The organism is Pantoea stewartii (genome assembly GCF_011044475.1).
GTDB lineage: Bacteria > Pseudomonadota > Gammaproteobacteria > Enterobacterales > Enterobacteriaceae > Pantoea > Pantoea stewartii.
In genome coordinates this window covers 4,097,342-4,113,993 of record NZ_CP049115.1, presented here as the reverse complement: position 1 = coordinate 4,113,993, position 16,652 = coordinate 4,097,342, and the positions used below count along the sequence as shown (strand labels likewise).

General features: G+C 53.8%; 15 protein-coding genes. 1 reads left to right on the top strand and 14 read right to left on the bottom strand.

The annotated features are described in order from the left end of the window. From tolQ to sdhC, 14 genes are all read right to left on the bottom strand, one after another. On the bottom strand, positions 1 to 687 hold the full coding sequence (tolQ, locus tag G5574_RS19440) for a Tol-Pal system protein TolQ (protein WP_033739349.1): 687 nt from the start codon (positions 685 to 687) through the stop codon (positions 1 to 3). Continuing rightward, positions 684 to 1,088, bottom strand: a complete 405-nt coding sequence (ybgC, locus tag G5574_RS19435; protein WP_006118464.1) for a tol-pal system-associated acyl-CoA thioesterase — start codon at positions 1,086 to 1,088, stop codon at positions 684 to 686. Before ybgC ends, tolQ begins: the two co-directional genes overlap by 4 nt. Before the next feature lie 181 nt (positions 1,089 to 1,269). Beyond that, entirely contained in the window at positions 1,270 to 1,563 is a 294-nt protein-coding gene (gene ybgE / locus G5574_RS19430; RefSeq protein ID WP_006118463.1) for a cyd operon protein YbgE, read from the bottom strand. Continuing rightward, positions 1,563 to 1,676 carry a cytochrome bd-I oxidase subunit CydX gene (cydX, locus tag G5574_RS19425; RefSeq protein ID WP_006118462.1) on the bottom strand — a complete coding sequence of 38 codons (114 nt, stop codon included), beginning with the start codon at positions 1,674 to 1,676 and terminating at the stop codon, positions 1,563 to 1,565. The genes ybgE and cydX overlap by 1 nt, the downstream gene beginning before the upstream one ends. Before the next feature lie 15 nt (positions 1,677 to 1,691). Continuing rightward, positions 1,692 to 2,831, bottom strand: a complete 1,140-nt coding sequence (gene cydB, locus G5574_RS19420; protein ID WP_058701092.1) for a cytochrome d ubiquinol oxidase subunit II — start codon at positions 2,829 to 2,831, stop codon at positions 1,692 to 1,694. Between the two features lie 11 nt (positions 2,832 to 2,842). After that, positions 2,843 to 4,414, bottom strand: coding sequence for a cytochrome ubiquinol oxidase subunit I (cydA, locus tag G5574_RS19415; protein ID WP_006118460.1), 1,572 nt, complete (start codon positions 4,412 to 4,414; stop codon positions 2,843 to 2,845). Positions 4,415 to 5,156: 742 nt separating this feature from the next. Next, entirely contained in the window at positions 5,157 to 6,032 is an 876-nt protein-coding gene (sucD, locus tag G5574_RS19410; RefSeq protein WP_006118459.1) for a succinate--CoA ligase subunit alpha, read from the bottom strand. Further along, on the bottom strand, positions 6,032 to 7,198 hold the full coding sequence (gene sucC / locus G5574_RS19405) for an ADP-forming succinate--CoA ligase subunit beta (RefSeq protein ID WP_006118458.1): 1,167 nt from the start codon (positions 7,196 to 7,198) through the stop codon (positions 6,032 to 6,034). The genes sucD and sucC overlap by 1 nt, the downstream gene beginning before the upstream one ends. 68 nt (positions 7,199 to 7,266) lie before the next feature. Next, positions 7,267 to 8,490, bottom strand: coding sequence for a 2-oxoglutarate dehydrogenase complex dihydrolipoyllysine-residue succinyltransferase (gene odhB, locus G5574_RS19400; RefSeq protein ID WP_006118457.1), 1,224 nt, complete (start codon positions 8,488 to 8,490; stop codon positions 7,267 to 7,269). Positions 8,491 to 8,505: 15 nt separating this feature from the next. Beyond that, positions 8,506 to 11,313 carry a 2-oxoglutarate dehydrogenase E1 component gene (gene sucA, locus G5574_RS19395; protein ID WP_006118456.1) on the bottom strand — a complete coding sequence of 936 codons (2,808 nt, stop codon included), beginning with the start codon at positions 11,311 to 11,313 and terminating at the stop codon, positions 8,506 to 8,508. A gap of 200 nt (positions 11,314 to 11,513) precedes the next feature. Next, entirely contained in the window at positions 11,514 to 12,230 is a 717-nt protein-coding gene (locus G5574_RS19390) for a succinate dehydrogenase iron-sulfur subunit (protein ID WP_006118455.1), read from the bottom strand. Between the two features lie 14 nt (positions 12,231 to 12,244). Beyond that, the gene (gene sdhA / locus G5574_RS19385) at positions 12,245 to 14,011 is read right to left on the bottom strand and encodes a succinate dehydrogenase flavoprotein subunit (RefSeq protein WP_006118454.1); all 1,767 of its coding nucleotides are present in this window, start codon (positions 14,009 to 14,011) and stop codon (positions 12,245 to 12,247) included. Continuing rightward, entirely contained in the window at positions 14,012 to 14,359 is a 348-nt protein-coding gene (gene sdhD / locus G5574_RS19380; RefSeq protein WP_006118453.1) for a succinate dehydrogenase membrane anchor subunit, read from the bottom strand. After that, complete coding sequence (sdhC, locus tag G5574_RS19375) at positions 14,353 to 14,742, bottom strand: succinate dehydrogenase cytochrome b556 subunit (protein WP_033739345.1); 390 nt, start codon at positions 14,740 to 14,742, stop codon at positions 14,353 to 14,355. The genes sdhD and sdhC overlap by 7 nt, the downstream gene beginning before the upstream one ends. Positions 14,743 to 15,367: 625 nt before the next feature. Here sdhC and G5574_RS19370 point away from each other — a divergent pair. Continuing rightward, complete coding sequence (locus G5574_RS19370) at positions 15,368 to 16,651, top strand: citrate synthase (protein WP_006118451.1); 1,284 nt, start codon at positions 15,368 to 15,370, stop codon at positions 16,649 to 16,651. Position 16,652: the final 1 nt, after the last annotated feature.

Sequence of the window (16,652 nt, the reverse complement as noted above, 5' to 3'; positions counted from 1 at the left end):
TTACTTAGCGCTGTCGCTGGAGAAAGCCTGACGATGCAGGATAGCCGTAAACTCTTCCATAAAGTTGTCGTAGCCCTGCTCCAGTTTATTGACGCGCTGGTTCAGTCGGTTGTACGCCATTACGGCAGGAATCGCAGCAAACAGACCGATCGCGGTGGCGATCAATGCTTCTGCAATCCCCGGTGCCACCATCTGCAGGGTGGCCTGTTTGACCGCCCCCAGGGCAATAAACGCATGCATAATCCCCCAGACCGTACCAAACAGACCGATATAAGGACTGATTGAGCCCACCGTGCCCAGGAAAGGAATGTGGGTTTCCAGCGCTTCGAGTTCGCGATTCATGGAAATGCGCATGGCCCTGCTCGCGCCTTCAACAGCCGCTTCAGGCGCATGATTATTCGCGCGATGTAAACGGGCAAACTCTTTGAAGCCGGCGTAGAAGATTTGCTCGGCACCCGCCAGCTCTTCACGACGTCCCTGACTTTCCTGATAGAGGCGAGACAGTTCAACGCCGGACCAGAATTTGTCTTCAAAGGCTTCAGCTTCCCTTCCCGCCGCATTCAGAATTCGCGTGCGCTGGATGATGATTGCCCAGGAGGCAATCGAAAAGCCGATCAAAATCAACATGATAAGTTTGACCAGAAGGCTCGCCTTCAGGAACAAATCAAGAACGTTCATGTCAGTCACTGCTTGAACTCCGCGACAATAGACTTGGGAAGCGCAATCGGCTTCATTAGGTGTGGGTTGATGCAGGCAATCAGGACCTCTGCCTCATTGAGCACTTTGCCTTCTGCGTTCACGATACGCTGGGAGAATGTCATCGTCGCCCGCGTCATTGATGTCACTTCGCTCTGGATCTCCAGAAGGTCATCAAGACGTGCCGCCGAAAGATAGTCCACCGTCATGCGCCGTACCACAAAAGCAACCTGCTGTTCTAACAGCGCCTGCTGATTGAAATGGTGCTGACGCAGCATTTCGGTACGTGCTCGTTCATAAAAAGCGATATAGCTGGCGTGATAAACCACACCACCGGCATCGGTATCTTCATAGTAGACCCGAACCGGCCAGCGAAACAGCGTTGTACTCACTCTACATCCCGGCCTCGTTTTAAACGTTGCTACTATACGCAAGACAATTAGGGTTGGGAATGGGCTGTCAGAGCCAGGAGAAAATAATTATCAGTTGGTTACAACCGGACGTCATTAATGGAGGTTTCTTGACCAGACGCTGAAGTAAACTCACGCGCCTGGGGTGAAGGGTGACAGGTCGTCAGCGATAAAAATGACTCAGCGCCCAGAAGAGTACCAGTAAGGCGGGCAATGGCGCAAAGAACGCACGCCAGCGTAAACGGCGCGGACGGAATCCGCTGCCGTGAATAACCCCCGTGCAGACCGCCCAAATCAGTACGATGCCCTGCCATAGCAGGATGCCTTCCGGGCGGGTTGCATAGCGCGCGGGGTCCCATAACAGGCAGCCGGCCAGCCATAAGGCGAGTATCAGAGAAAGGGCCCGGAGCGGGCCCTTATCCATCAGGCGATAACCTGTCTGAATGCCTGTGCGCATTACGACTGGCGTTCCGCGTCGGCGCTGTCTTCGATATGTTCTATCGCCAGCGCGGTGATGATGCCAAAGGCACAGGCCAGCAGGGTGCCGAGAATCCAGGCAAAATACCACATATGTCGTCTCCTTTATCAATAGAGTGCGTTACTGTTGCGCTCAACATGTTCTTTAGTGATACGACCAAACATCTTCCAGTAACACCAACTGGTATAGAGCAGAATAACCGGCACAAAAATTATCGCCGCGAAGGTCATTATTTCCAGCGTCAGCAAACTGGAGGTGGCGTCCCACATGGTCAGGCTGGTGCCGGGAACGGTACTGGACGGCATAATGAACGGAAACATCGCGATGCCGGCGGTCATGATGACGCAGGCCAGCGTCAGCGATGAGCAGAGAAACGCCCAGCCGCCCTTCTCTCCGCGCGAACACATTACGGTCAGTAAGGGCAACACCACGCCCAGAAGCGGGAATAACCACAACACAGGATGCTGCTGGAAATTCACCATCCAGGCCCCCGCTTCGCGCACCACGGTTTTCCCCAGGGGATTAGAAGCAGCGAAGTGATCAAGCGTGCTGGTCACCACATAGCCGTCAATACCGTACCTTACCCAGACGCCAGCCAGCGCGAAACACGCCATCATCACCAGCGCGGCAATCTGCGCCGTGATGCGTGAACGCAGGTGCAGTTCGCCCGTGGTGCGCATTTGCAGATAGGTCGCACCCTGCGTCAGTATCATGGCAACGCTCACCACACCGGCCAGCAGTGCAAAGGGGTTCAGCAGCTGGAAAAAGTTTCCGGTGTAATACAGCCGCATGTACTCGTCGGCATGAAAAGGCACGCCCTGCAGCAGATTGCCAAAGGCGACGCCGATCACCAGTGGCGGGACAAAGCTGCCGATAAAAATGCCCCAGTCCCAGGCACCGCGCCAGCGTGTATCTTCGATTTTTGAGCGATAGTCAAAGCCTACCGGACGGAAGTACAACGAGGCCAGCACCAGAATCATCGCCACGTAGAAGCCGGAAAACGCGGCGGCGTACACCATCGGCCAGGCGGCAAACAGTGCGCCACCGGCGGTGATCAACCAGACCTGATTGCCGTCCCAGTGCGGCGCGATAGAATTGATCATCACACGACGCTCGGTATCGGTCCGGCCTAATACGCGCGTCAGCATCCCGACGCCCATATCGAAACCATCGGTGACGGCAAAGCCCACCAGCAGAATGCCGATTAGCAGCCACCAGACAAAGCGCAGAACTTCATAATCAAACATGGGGCTTCTCCTTATCCACGCACCGGCTGAGCGTTTTTAACGATCTGTTCATGGTGATAGCGCCCTGTTTTCAGGCTGCTGGGCCCCAGACGCGCGAACTTAAACATCAGGTACATCTCGGCCACCAGAAACAGGGTATACAGTCCGCAGATCAGTATCATTGAGAACAGGACATCGCCCACGGTCAGCGTGGAGTTCGCAATCGCGGTGGGCAGGACTTCCCCAATCGCCCAGGGCTGACGACCGTACTCCGCCACAAACCAGCCCGCTTCTACCGCAATCCACGGCAGCGGAATGCCGTACAGTGCGGCTTTGAGTAACCAGCGCTGTTGACCAATGCGATTTCGAATCACACTCCAGAATGACAGTGCAATGACGCCGAGCAGCAGCACGCCGCAAAGCACCATGATACGGAACGCAAAGTAGAGCGGTGCGACGCGAGGAATCGAATCCTGCGTGGCCTGTTTAATCTGCGCTTCACTGGCATCCGACACGTTCGCGGTATAGCGTTTTAACAGCAGGCCATAACCCAGGTCTTTTTTGCTGTGGTTAAAGGCATCGCGGACGGCCGGATCGGTATTGCCCTGTCGCAGTTCATCCAGCAGCGCGTAAGCCTTCATACCGTTACGAATTCGCACTTCGTGTTGCGCCAGCAGTTCTTTTAGTCCGGTCACCGGCGTATCGGTCGACCGCGTGGCAATGAGCCCTAGGAGATAAGGGATCTGGATCGCATACTTGTTGTGCTGTGCTGACTGATCGGGCACGCCAAAGAGCGTAAAGGCGGCCGGTGCCGGTTGGGTTTCCCATTCCGCTTCAATAGCGGCCAGCTTGGTTTTCTGTACGTCGCCCATCTCGTAACCGGATTCGTCACCCAGCACAATCACCGACAGCACCGCCGCCATGCCGAAACTGGCCGCGATGGCAAAAGAGCGTTTTGCAAACGCCATGTCACGGCCTTTCAGTAAATACCAGGCGCTGATGCCTAAAATAAACATGGCTCCTGTGGTATAGCCTGCCGCCACGGTATGCACGAATTTCACCTGCGCAACCGGGTTTAATACCAGCTCAGAGAAGCTCACCATCTCCATGCGCATGGTTTCAAAGTTAAACTCAGAGGCGATGGGGTTTTGCATCCAGCCATTCGCTACCAGAATCCACAGTGCCGACATATTCGAACCGATTGCGACCAGCCAGGTCACCGCCAGATGCTGCACTTTACCCAGGCGATCCCAGCCGAAAAAGAACAGGCCCACAAAGGTGGATTCCAGGAAGAAAGCCATTAAGCCTTCAATCGCGAGCGGCGCACCAAAAATATCGCCAACATAATGAGAATAATAAGACCAGTTGGTGCCGAACTGAAATTCCATTGTCAGTCCGGTGGCCACGCCCAGGGCAAAGTTAATACCAAACAACTTGCCCCAGAACTTGGTCATATCTTTATAGATTTGTTTACCACTCAGGACGTATACCGTTTCCATGATGGCCAGTAAAAACGCCATACCGAGCGTTAATGGCACAAACAGAAAATGGTACATCGCCGTCAAGGCAAACTGTAAACGCGACAGTTCGACGATATCTAGCATAAAAACTCCTTGCTCCTCGCATGAACGCCTGATCCGTGTGGGCCGAATAAGCGTCAGGAACGACTGATTATTGATTCCAGTTTTATCATCGGCAGGTCATAACGCTGTGCGGCCTGAGATGAGGGAGTAGCGGTTAATCTAACCTGGTTAAACATCAACGCAGCGGCGTGGTTCAAACGTTTAACGGGGGATAAATAAAAATTGATGCTTTCCCGTATTTGAACAAACGTTTGTTTATTTTTTTAAAAGGCTGGATTGATGCAGCGCAATTTAAGCGCTTAACGGTAGGCTTTGCTAGCGGTAAAGTTTGTTATATATAAGGGGAAGTTGATCTGGAATAATGAAGCAAAGATAAAAATATGTTCTTAAACGTTCTTTGTTAAAAAATTGTCTCTTATTAATTTTTAATTATAAAGAAATTTAACTTTGATCCCTGTTTAATAACTTAACGATCCGCGACGACGATGCGGTGGGCTGAATTCATCATAGCAAATAAACGGGGCAATACTTAAATTAATTTAATGGTTATTTCACGTTCTTATTCAATATCTAAAAACGGGCCTGAGGGCAGCGTATTTTTTAAGTGAGTGACAGGCAATCATCCTGCCTGCAATCCGCCCTGCCCGTCCGGCCAGCGCCCTTTTTTCACTACCCACGTTCGTGACCGGCCTTGTGGCTGTGCGGCAATGTTTTGCCAGCCATAAAAAAAGCCACCCGAAGGTGGCTTTTTCAGTGGATGCGATTACTTCGCTGGCAGAACGGCTTTAACAGCATCACCGATGTCAGCCAGGCTGCGTACGGTTTTCACGCCCGCCGCTTCCAGTGCAGCAAACTTCTCGTCTGCCGTACCTTTACCGCCGGCGATGATGGCGCCTGCATGGCCCATACGTTTGCCTTTCGGCGCGGTCACGCCTGCGATGTAGCCCACAACCGGCTTGGTCACGTGATCTTTGATAAAGGCAGCCGCTTCTTCTTCCGCGCTGCCCCCGATTTCACCGATCATGACGATCGCTTCAGTCTGTGGATCGTCCTGGAACATTTTCAGGATGTCGATGAAGTTAGAACCCGGGATCGGGTCACCACCAATACCGACACAGGTAGACTGGCCGTAACCGATATCGGTAGTCTGCTTAACGGCTTCATACGTCAGCGTACCTGAACGCGATACGATACCGACGCGGCCTGGCTGATGAATGTGGCCCGGCATAATACCGATCTTACATTCGCCTGGGGTGATCACACCCGGGCAGTTTGGCCCGATCATGCGAACGCCCGCTTCATCCAGCTTCATTTTCACGGTCAGCATATCCAGCGTCGGGATGCCTTCGGTGATGGTGATGATCAGTTTGATGCCGGCATCGATCGCTTCCAGGATACCGTCTTTACAGAACGGAGCCGGAACGTAGATGACGGTAGCCGTTGCGCCAGTGGCTTCAACCGCTTCACGCACGGTGTTAAACACCGGCAGGCCCAGATGAGTGGTGCCGCCTTTGCCTGGCGTCACACCGCCGACCAGCTGCGTGCCGTAAGCCAGCGCCTGCTCAGAGTGGAACGTCCCTTGTCCGCCGGTGAAACCCTGGCAAATGACTTTGGTGTTTTTGTCGATCAAAATGGACATTATTTACCCTCCGCAGCAGCAACAACACGCTGTGCCGCGTCTGTCAGACTGGTTGCTGCAATGATGTTCAGACCACTGTCCGCCAGTTTCTTAGCGCCCAGCTCAGCGTTGTTACCTTCCAGACGTACCACAACCGGTACGTTCACACCCACTTCTGCCACTGCACCGATGATGCCGTCTGCGATCAGGTCGCAACGCACGATGCCGCCGAAGATGTTAACGAAAACCGCTTTCACGGCGTCGTCAGACAGGATGATTTTGAAGGCTTCCGTTACGCGCTCTTTGGTCGCGCCGCCGCCGACATCCAGGAAGTTTGCTGGCTGACCGCCGTGGTGCTTAACGATGTCCATGGTGCCCATCGCCAGGCCTGCGCCGTTAACCATACAACCGATGTTGCCTTCCAGCGCAACATAGTTCAGTTCCCACTGCGTTGCGTGTGCTTCACGTGGGTCTTCCTGGCTTGGATCGCGCATTTCACGCAGCTCTGGCTGACGGAACAGGGCATTGCCATCGGCACCCAGTTTGCCATCCAGACAGATCAGATCGCCCTGTTTGGTGATGACCAGCGGGTTGATCTCAACCATCGCCAGGTCACGTTCCAGGAACATGGTCGCCAGGCCCATGAAAATTTTGGTGAACTGGCTGACTTGCTTGCCGGTCAGGCCCAGTTTGAACGCCAACTCACGGCCCTGATAAGGCTGAGGACCGGTCAGCGGATCAAGCGCCATTTTGTGGATCAGGTGCGGGGTTTCTTCCGCCACTTTCTCGATTTCCACGCCACCTTCGGTTGACGCCATGAAGATCACGCGACGCGTTGCACGGTCGACCACGGCCCCCAGATACAGCTCCTGATCGATGTCGGTCGCCGCTTCAACCAGAATCTGGTTTACCGGCTGGCCATTGGCGTCAGTTTGGTAGGTCACCAGACGTTTACCCAGCCAGTTTTCAGCGAAAGCACGGATGTCTTCTTTACTGTTAACTACCTTCACACCGCCCGCTTTACCGCGGCCACCGGCATGAACCTGACATTTAACTACCCACGGGCCTGCACCGATTTTCGATGCCGCTTCTTCTGCTTCACGTGGTGTAGTACAGGCGTAGCCGGTCGGTGCTGGCATGCCATACCGTGCAAACAGCTGTTTAGCCTGGTATTCGTGTAAGTTCATGATGTTCTATCCATTCAGATCTGAAAAGAGTATTGAGGTTGGGCACGCAGCGCGTGCCCAGTGATGAATCAGACATCCAGCAGCAGACGCGCCGGATCTTCCAGCATCTCTTTCACTGCGACCAGATAGCCGACAGATTCACGACCATCGATCAAACGGTGATCATAAGAGAGCGCCAGGTACATCATTGGCAGGATCACAACCTGACCATTCACCGCCATAGGACGATCTTTAATGGCGTGCATGCCCAGGATTGCGCTCTGTGGCGGGTTGATGATTGGCGTTGACATCAGTGAACCAAACACACCACCGTTGGTGATGGTGAAGTTACCGCCCGTCAGATCGTCAACCGTCAGCTTGCCGTCACGGCCTTTTACTGCCAGTTCTTTAATTTTCTTCTCGATGTCAGCCATGCTCAGCGCATCCACATCACGCAGAACAGGGGTCACCAGGCCGCGTGGGGTAGAAACGGCGATGCTGACATCAAAGTAGTTGTGGTAAACCACGTCTTCGCCATCAATTGAGGCGTTGACTTCAGGGTAACGCTTCAGCGCTTCCACCACGGCTTTAATGTAGAACGACATAAAGCCCAGACGCACACCGTGACGCTTCTCGAACGCTTCGCCGTACTGCTTACGCAGATCCATAATCGGCTTCATGTTGATTTCGTTGAAAGTTGTCAACATGGCGGTGCTGTTCTTGGCTTCCAGCAGACGTTCCGCGACGCGCTTACGCAGGCGCGTCATTGGCACACGTTTTTCGCTGCGGTTAGCCACAGGCTGCTGGGCAGGCTGCGCGTCAGATGCCGGTGCCGCGGCTTTGTCTGCCTGCGGTTTGTTCGCCAGATGTTTTTCAACATCTTCGCGCGTTAAACGTCCACCCACGCCGGTGCCTTTGATCTGTGAGGCATCAAGGTTGTGTTCGGCAATCAGACGACGAATCGCCGGGCTCAGCGCATCGTTGCTCTCTTCTTCCAGAGAAGCGGTCTGACGCTGGGCTGGTGTGGATTCGTTGCTGTCGACTTTCGCACTGCTTTCTTTGCCAGCGCTGTTGCCTTCTTTCAGGCGGCCGAGAATCTGACGAGAGGTAACGGTTGCCCCTTCCTCTTCCAGTACGGCTTCCAGCACGCCGTCCGCAGACGCCGGCACTTCCAGAACCACTTTGTCGGTTTCAATTTCGACGATGACTTCATCGCGACTGACTGCATCGCCTGGTTTCTTGTGCCAGGTTGCTACTGTGGCATCTGCAACCGATTCAGGCAGGTCGGGAACGAGAATATCTACGCTACTCATTATCTTTCCTTTTAATTAATTGACGTTCAGTGCGTCATTAACCAGGTCTTGCTGCTGTTGTTGATGTACGGACATATAACCCACGGCCGGTGAAGCCGATGCCGGGCGACCTGCATAACGCAGCGTTGCACCAAACGGTACCACATCACGGAAATGGTGCTGGCTACAGTACCAGGCACCCTGGTTCAGTGGCTCTTCCTGACACCAGACAAAATCCTGTACGTGGGAATACGCTTTTAACGCTTCCTGTACCGCCTGATGCGGGAACGGGTAAAGTTGTTCGATACGCACGATAGCGACATCGGTTTTTTCGTCTTTACGGCGCTGTTCCAGCAGATCGTAGTAGACCTTACCGGAGCACAGCACGACGCGCTTGATGCCTTGCGGATCCAGATCGTCAATTTCGCCAATCGCTGGCTGGAAGCTGCCGTTTGCCAGTTCATCCAGCGAGGAAATCGCCAGAGGATGACGCAACAGCGACTTCGGTGACATCACCACCAGCGGACGGCGCATACCGCGCAGCGCCTGACGACGCAGCATGTGGTAAACCTGAGCCGGTGTTGAGGGTACGCAGACCTGCATGTTCTGCTCAGCGCAGAGCTGCAGATAACGTTCCAGACGGGCGGAGGAGTGCTCAGGGCCCTGACCTTCATAGCCGTGTGGCAGCAGCATCACCAGGCCACACATACGGCCCCATTTTTGCTCGCCGGAGCTGATGAACTGATCAATCACCACCTGCGCACCGTTAGCAAAATCGCCGAACTGCGCTTCCCAAATGGTCAGCACGCGCGGCTCTGCGGTGGCATAACCGTATTCAAAGGCCAGCACGGCTTCTTCAGACAGGACGGAGTCCCAGACTTTGAATTCACCCTGACTGTTATGAATATGGTGCAGTGGCGTGTAGGTTGAACCGTTGGTCTGATTGTGGATCACGGCATGACGGTGGAAGAAGGTGCCACGGCCGGAGTCTTCACCCGACAAACGTACCGGAATGCCTTCATCGACCAGCGTGGCGTACGCCAGGTTTTCAGCGCCGCCCCAGTCAAACGCTTTCTCGCCTTCGGCCATCAGCTTACGATCGTTATAGATCTTGGCGACGCGAGACTGGACTTCAATCTCTTCAGGGATCTGGCTGATACGCAGCGCCAGCTCCTTCAGACGCTTCATGTCCACCTGAGCCGGATAAGGTTCATCCCACTCGTGATTCAGATACGGTGACCACGTGAAGGAGTGCAGGCTCATCGGACGCCATTCTGGCACCACGCATTCGCCGGCATCCAGCGCATCACGGTACAGATTGACCATCTCGGTGGCATCTTCCTGCGACGCGACACCTTCGCTTTCCAGACGATCGGCGTAGATTTTACGCGGTGTGGGATGCTTTTTGATTTTCTGGTACATCAACGGCTGCGTGGCGCTTGGCTCATCCGCTTCGTTGTGACCATGGCGGCGATAGCACACCAAATCGATAAACACATCGCGTTTAAAGGTGTTGCGATAGTCCAGCGCCAGTCGGGTTACAAAGGCCACCGCTTCCGGATCGTCCGCATTGACGTGGAAAATCGGTGCCAGCACCATTTTACCAATGTCAGTACAGTACGGTGTAGAACGCGCGTCTTTCGGATTCGAGGTGGTGAAACCCACCTGGTTGTTGATCACGATACGCACGGTGCCACCGACTTCATAGCCGCGGGCCTGAGACATGTTCAGGGTTTCCTGCACCACGCCCTGACCAATGACCGCCGCATCACCGTGAATAGTGATGGGCAGCACTTTATTGCTGACCGGCTCAGCCAGACGATCCAGACGGGCACGCACCGACCCCATGACCACCGGGCTGACAATTTCCAGGTGAGACGGGTTAAAGGCCAGCGCCAGGTGTACCAGACCGCCTTCGGTTTCGATATCCGATGAGAAGCCCATGTGATATTTCACATCACCGGTGCCCAGGTGTTCTTTATGTTTGCCTGAGAACTCGTCGAACAGATCCTGTGGCTTTTTACCCAGCACGTTAATCAGGACGTTGAGACGGCCACGGTGCGCCATCCCCAGCACCACTTCGCGGGTGCCGCTTTTACCTGCATGACGAATCATCTCACGCAGCATAGGCACCAGTGCATCACCGCCTTCCAGCGAGAAGCGTTTGGCACCCGGGAATTTTGCGCCCAGATATTTTTCAAGGCCTTCTGCCGCAGTCAGCTCTTTCAGGAAACCTTTTTTCTCTTCACCGCTGAACGAACAGTGGCCAGCACCGGATTCGAGACGCTGCTGAATCCAGCGTTTCTCTTCGGTGTTGTTGATGTGCATGTACTCTGCACCAATCGAACCACAGTAAGTCTGCTTCAGCGCCTCGAACAGATCGGCCAGCTTCATGGTTTCTTTGCCAATAGCAAAAGAACCTACGTTAAAGCTTTCCTGAAAATCGGCGTCGGTCAGATCGTGAAAAGCAGGGTCGAGATCGGCAACACGGTCCTGTTTCCACAGGCCAAGCGGATCCAGGTTTGCTTCCTGATGGCCGCGAAAACGAAACGCGTTGATCAGTTGCAGCACTTTCACTTGCTTGGAGTTGGTTGCCGGATCGGTGACTGAGGAGGTGTAACGAGATGCGTCTTTCGCCAGGCGACGGAAATATTCGCGGGTCGCGGAGTGGAACTGCTCGGGTTTCACTCCCGTGCCTGGTAACTGTTGGAACATCGAGCGCCACACTGCATCCACAGAGTCAGGATCGGTCAGGAAATCCTCATAGAGTTGCTCTATGTAAGACTGATTCGCGCCGGCCAGCCAGGAGGAGTCCAGCCAGGGCTTCATCGCGCTGTTCTGCATTGTGATCCCTTAAGCAATGTTATGCTTTATTGAGGTTTCATTTGTTGCCGCTTTCGCGGTTTGCCGTAGTGAGTTCAGCGATACGAGCACTGTGCGCAGCGCGCGCCCGGCCCGTAAGGGAACCTTTGTAAACGTGGTCGGGACCGCGTTTAAAGAGGCTTCCGTAAAACACCGGGAACCTGAGGTTCCCGGCTGTATCACTATGCCCCGCGTTGCAGCAGCATCGACTTGATATGGCCGATGGCGCGCGTGGGGTTAAGACCTTTAGGACACACGCTGACACAGTTCATGATGCTGTGGCAGCGGAACACGCTGAATGCATCGCTCAGATTATCCAGACGCGCATCGGTTTCGGTGTCGCGACTGTCAATAATGAAGCGGTATGCCGCCAGCAGACCCGCAGGCCCGATGAACTTATCGGGATTCCACCAGAACGACGGGCATGAGGTTGAGCAACAGGCGCAGAGAATACACTCATACAGGCCGTCCAGATGCTCACGCTCGCCCGGCGTCTGCAGATGCTCACGCGCAGGTGGGTTTTCACCGTTGTTTAACAAGAAAGGCTTAATTTTCTCATACTGCGTATAAAACTGACTCATGTCTACCACGAGGTCGCGCACCACAGGCAGGCCAGGCAGAGGACGAATCACAATCTTCTGCTTACCGTTGCCTAAAGCGGAAACCGGCGTAATGCAGGCCAGGCCGTTTTTACCGTTCATGTTCAGGCCATCTGATCCGCACACACCTTCACGGCACGAGCGACGGAAAGCCAGCGTAGGATCCTTTTCTTTTAAACGGATCAACGCGTCCAGCAGCATCATGTCACGGCCATCTTCCGCTTCCAGGCTGTAATCCTGCATGCGCGGTTTATCATCGACGTCCGGGTTATAACGATAGATCGAAAATTCTAGTCTCATGATGATCTCCGCAATTAGTAGGTACGCGCTTTTGGCGGGAAGGCCGCACGCAGTTTCGGTTGCATGTTCACCTCACGGCGCGTCATGCTTTCCGTTTGCGGAACATAGAGGCTATGGCACAGCCAGTTCGCATCATCACGTTCCGGATAGTCGAAGCGGCTGTGTGCACCACGGCTTTCTGTACGGAAGTTAGCCGCAACCGCTGTGGCATAGGCGGTTTCCATCAGGTTATCCAGCTCAAGGCACTCGATACGCTGTGTATTGAAGTCGGGTGAACGGTCATCCAGACGCGCAGACTTCAGGCGCTCACGAATCACTTTCAGCTCTTCAAGACCTTCACGCATGGCATCACCTTCGCGGAAGACCGAGAAGTTGTTCTGCATGCAGCGTTGCAACGCTTTACGGATTTCAACCGGATCTTCACCCGTGGTGTTGTTCTCCCAGCGATTGAAGCGCGCCATGGCAGCATCGATGTTTTCCTGACTTGCTTCGCGCAGTTCGCCCTGCTCTTCCAGACATTCAAGCAGATGAACACCCGCCGCGCGACCAAAGACCACCAGGTCCAGCAGTGAGTTTCCGCCCAGACGGTTCGCGCCGTGAACAGATACGCAGGCGATTTCACCCACAGCGAACAGGCCCGGAATCACTTCATCTTCGCCCTGCGCATTGACGCGCAGCGCCTGGCCGGTCACTTTGGTCGGCACGCCGCCCATCATGTAGTGACAGGTTGGGATAACAGGAATCGGCTCTTTAATCGGGTCAACGTGCGCAAAGGTACGGGACAGTTCCAAAATTCCTGGCAGACGTGACTCCAGCACTTCGGCACCCAGATGGTCAAGTTTCAGCTTGATGTGCGGGCCCCATGGACCATCACAGCCCCGGCCTTCACGAATTTCCACCATCATAGAACGGGCCACCACGTCACGACCTGCCAGGTCTTTGGCGTTTGGCGCATAGCGCTCCATGAAGCGCTCACCGTGTTTGTTCAGCAGATAGCCGCCTTCACCGCGGCAGCCCTCGGTGACCAGCACACCCGCACCTGCGATACCGGTTGGGTGGAACTGCCACATTTCCATGTCCTGCACCGGTACACCTGCGCGCAGCGCCATGCCAACACCGTCGCCAGTGTTAATGTGGGCATTGGTCGTCGACTGATAGATACGTCCTGCACCACCGGTCGCCAGAATGGTCGCCTTGGCTTTGAAGTAGACGGTTTCACCGGTTTCCATGCAGATAGCGGTACAACCCACAATCGCATCGTCGTCATTCTTGACCAGATCCAGTGCATACCATTCGGAGAAGATGGTGGTTTTGTTTTTCAGGTTCTGCTGATACAGCGTATGCAGCAGGGCGTGGCCAGTACGGTCAGCTGCCGCGGCAGTACGCGCCGCCTGCTCACCACCGAAGTTTTTTGACTGACCACCAAACGGACGCTGATAAACGCGGCCGTCATCAAGACGGGAGAAAGGTAAGCCCATGTGTTCCAGTTCCAGAATCGCTTCCGGACCGACGTGGCACATGTATTCAATCGCGTCCTGGTCGCCGATATAGTCGGAGCCTTTGACGGTGTCATACATATGCCATTCCCAGTTATCGTCATGGGTATTGCCCAGCGCAACGGTAATACCGCCCTGCGCGGATACCGTATGAGAGCGGGTTGGGAACACTTTGGACAGCAGGGCGCACGTCTGGCCCGACTGGGAGATTTGCAGTGCCGCGCGCATACCCGCGCCACCTGCGCCGATCACCACGGCATCAAATTCTCTGACTGGTAACTTCATTTACACACCCCACACCACAACAAACCCATAAATTGCATATGACAACAGTGCCACCACGATAACCAGCTGTAACAGCAAACGCGCCGCCAGCGATTTCACGTAGTCCGTTAAGACCTGCCACATACCAATCCAGCCGTGGATCAGGATGGAAAACAGCGTCAGGAGCGTGAACACTTTTGTAAATGCTGAGGCAAAGAAGCCACGCCAGATGTCATACGTCAGCGTGTCTGTCATCACCACGAAACCGAGCATGTAGATGATGTAAAGCGTAATAAGGATTGCCGACGCGCGCAGCAACAGCCAGTCCTGAATGCCATTGCGACCCAACGCGGATGCATTGCTTACCATACGAGGACTCCTGCTAAGATTGAAAGCACGACAGTAATACCAAACGTCACCTGCGCAGAACGCTTACCTGCTTCGAGCGTTTCCGCCAGATAACCAAAATCCATTAACATATGACGTATCCCGCCCACCGTATGATAGGCCAACGCGGTCAGAATGCCCCACATGATAAACTTCACAAAGAAGCCGCTCATGATAGATGCCGCGTGCTGAAAACCTTCAGGAGAGGAGAGAGAAAGACCGAGAAGCCACAACAGGATGCCGAGAGCAACCAGAGTGATGACGCCGGAGACACGGTGGAGAATGGACGATATTGCAGTAACGGGAAACCGGATCGTCGAGAGATCCAAGTTGACAGGTCTTTGTTTTTTCACGGTTTTGCCCACACAGCTCTTTTTTATTTTGCTTCCTCCGGAAGACAGGCCCAAACCCGAAAAAAAGGTTCAGTCTTAATCCGTCACCAAAATAGCAACATCCAGTGTTAAATGACGTGGTACAAACGCTGGGTGGCTCCTGGTGTCAGGGTGTTCCGGAGACCTGGCCGGAAGTATAGGACGATCACATTCTGATTACAATTCCCCTACAAACTCTTTGGAGAATTTTCGATGGAACAGTGATCCCACTCACGTTTTTCACAATTCATACAAATTTAATTATCTGATTTGACAATAGTTCAACAATTCAGTTACAAACTAGTCCGATAAAATCCTATGATGCACAAAAGTTATGGGGATACACTTTCTCCTAAGCTGAAGTTATGTAACATTGTCGGTAACCGCTTTAAATACCATCAGGTTATTGGTTACAAAGAAGTTATGTCCTGACCGGATCTTTAACAACCGCGATATGCACATGTCACGGCTTTACATTTCCAGTGGAACGCGCCTCTCACTCTGTACCCTTCACTGCTTATAATGCAGAGTGACACCGTGAAGTACTGCCAAATTGCAACATGCACGCGTTTCAGGTGTCGAAAGATCCTTACCTGCCTAAGGCGCTATGGAGACGAAAATGACAGATAAAAAAGTGACGCTAACCCTATCAGATGAAACGTCCATTGAACTGGGTGTACTGCAAGGCACGCTGGGCCAGGATGTCGTCGATGTCCGTCAACTGGGTTCCAACGGCCTGTTTACCTTCGATCCTGGTTTCACGTCTACAGCGTCCTGCGAATCAAAAATCACCTTTATCGATGGTGATGAAGGCATTCTGCTTCACCGCGGCTTCCCTATTGACCAACTGGCTACCCACTCTAACTACCTGGAAGTGTGCTACATCCTGTTAAATGGTGAAGCCCCCACGAAAGCCCAGTTTGAAGAGTTTAAACAAACGGTTACGCGCCACACGATGATTCATGAGCAGATTACCCGTCTGTTCCACGGTTTCCGTCGTGATTCACACCCGATGGCGGTGATGTGCGGCGTGACCGGCGCACTGGCTGCGTTTTATCACGATTCGCTGGATGTAAACATCGAGCGCCACCGTGAAATCGCCGCTTTCCGTCTGCTGTCGAAAATGCCTACCATGGCAGCGATGTGTTACAAGTATTCAATCGGTCAGCCGTTCGTCTATCCCCGTAACGACCTCTCCTATGCCGGTAACTTCCTGCACATGATGTTTGCAACACCGTGTGAAGAATACAAGGTTAACCCTGTGCTTGAACGCGCCATGGATCGCATTCTGATTCTGCACGCCGATCATGAACAGAACGCCTCGACCTCTACCGTACGTACCGCTGGCTCGTCAGGCGCTAACCCGTTTGCCTGTATCGCGGCCGGTATTGCCTCCCTGTGGGGACCCGCACACGGCGGCGCGAACGAAGCCTGTCTGCGTATGCTGGAAGAGATCAGCACCGTCGAGCACATTCCTGAGTTTGTGCGCCGTGCTAAAGACAAAAATGACTCTTTCCGCCTGATGGGCTTTGGTCACCGTGTTTATAAAAACTATGACCCGCGCGCGACCGTTATGCGTGAAACCTGCCATGAAGTGCTGAACGAACTGGGCATGAAAGACGATCTGCTGGAAGTGGCGCTGGAACTCGAACACATTGCGCTGAACGACCCGTACTTCATCGAGCGCAAACTCTATCCAAACGTGGATTTCTACTCCGGTATCATCCTGAAAGCCATGGGCATCCCTTCGTCCATGTTTACCGTGATTTTCGCCATGGCGCGTACCGTTGGCTGGATCGCGCACTGGAAAGAAATGCACGACGAAGGCATGAAAATTGCCCGTCCGCGTCAGCTGTATACCGGTTACACCGAACGCGAGTTCAGCTCGAAGCTGGATAAATAAG

Excerpts from the sequence above, each read along its gene's own strand:
- ybgE (WP_006118463.1), bottom strand. The coding sequence starts at position 1,563 with ATGCGCACAGGCATTCAGACAGGTTATCGCCTGATGGATAAGGGCCCG.
- cydX (WP_006118462.1), bottom strand. The coding sequence starts at position 1,676 with ATGTGGTATTTTGCCTGGATTCTCGGCACCCTGCTGGCCTGTGCCTTT.
- cydB (WP_058701092.1), bottom strand. The coding sequence starts at position 2,831 with ATGTTTGATTATGAAGTTCTGCGCTTTGTCTGGTGGCTGCTAATCGGC.
- cydA (WP_006118460.1), bottom strand. The coding sequence starts at position 4,414 with ATGCTAGATATCGTCGAACTGTCGCGTTTACAGTTTGCCTTGACGGCG.
- sucD (WP_006118459.1), bottom strand. The coding sequence starts at position 6,032 with ATGTCCATTTTGATCGACAAAAACACCAAAGTCATTTGCCAGGGTTTC.
- sucC (WP_006118458.1), bottom strand. The coding sequence starts at position 7,198 with ATGAACTTACACGAATACCAGGCTAAACAGCTGTTTGCACGGTATGGC.
- odhB (WP_006118457.1), bottom strand. The coding sequence starts at position 8,490 with ATGAGTAGCGTAGATATTCTCGTTCCCGACCTGCCTGAATCGGTTGCA.
- sucA (WP_006118456.1), bottom strand. The coding sequence starts at position 11,313 with ATGCAGAACAGCGCGATGAAGCCCTGGCTGGACTCCTCCTGGCTGGCC.
- G5574_RS19390 (WP_006118455.1), bottom strand. The coding sequence starts at position 12,230 with ATGAGACTAGAATTTTCGATCTATCGTTATAACCCGGACGTCGATGAT.
- sdhA (WP_006118454.1), bottom strand. The coding sequence starts at position 14,011 with ATGAAGTTACCAGTCAGAGAATTTGATGCCGTGGTGATCGGCGCAGGT.
- sdhD (WP_006118453.1), bottom strand. The coding sequence starts at position 14,359 with ATGGTAAGCAATGCATCCGCGTTGGGTCGCAATGGCATTCAGGACTGG.
- G5574_RS19370 (WP_006118451.1), top strand. The coding sequence starts at position 15,368 with ATGACAGATAAAAAAGTGACGCTAACCCTATCAGATGAAACGTCCATT.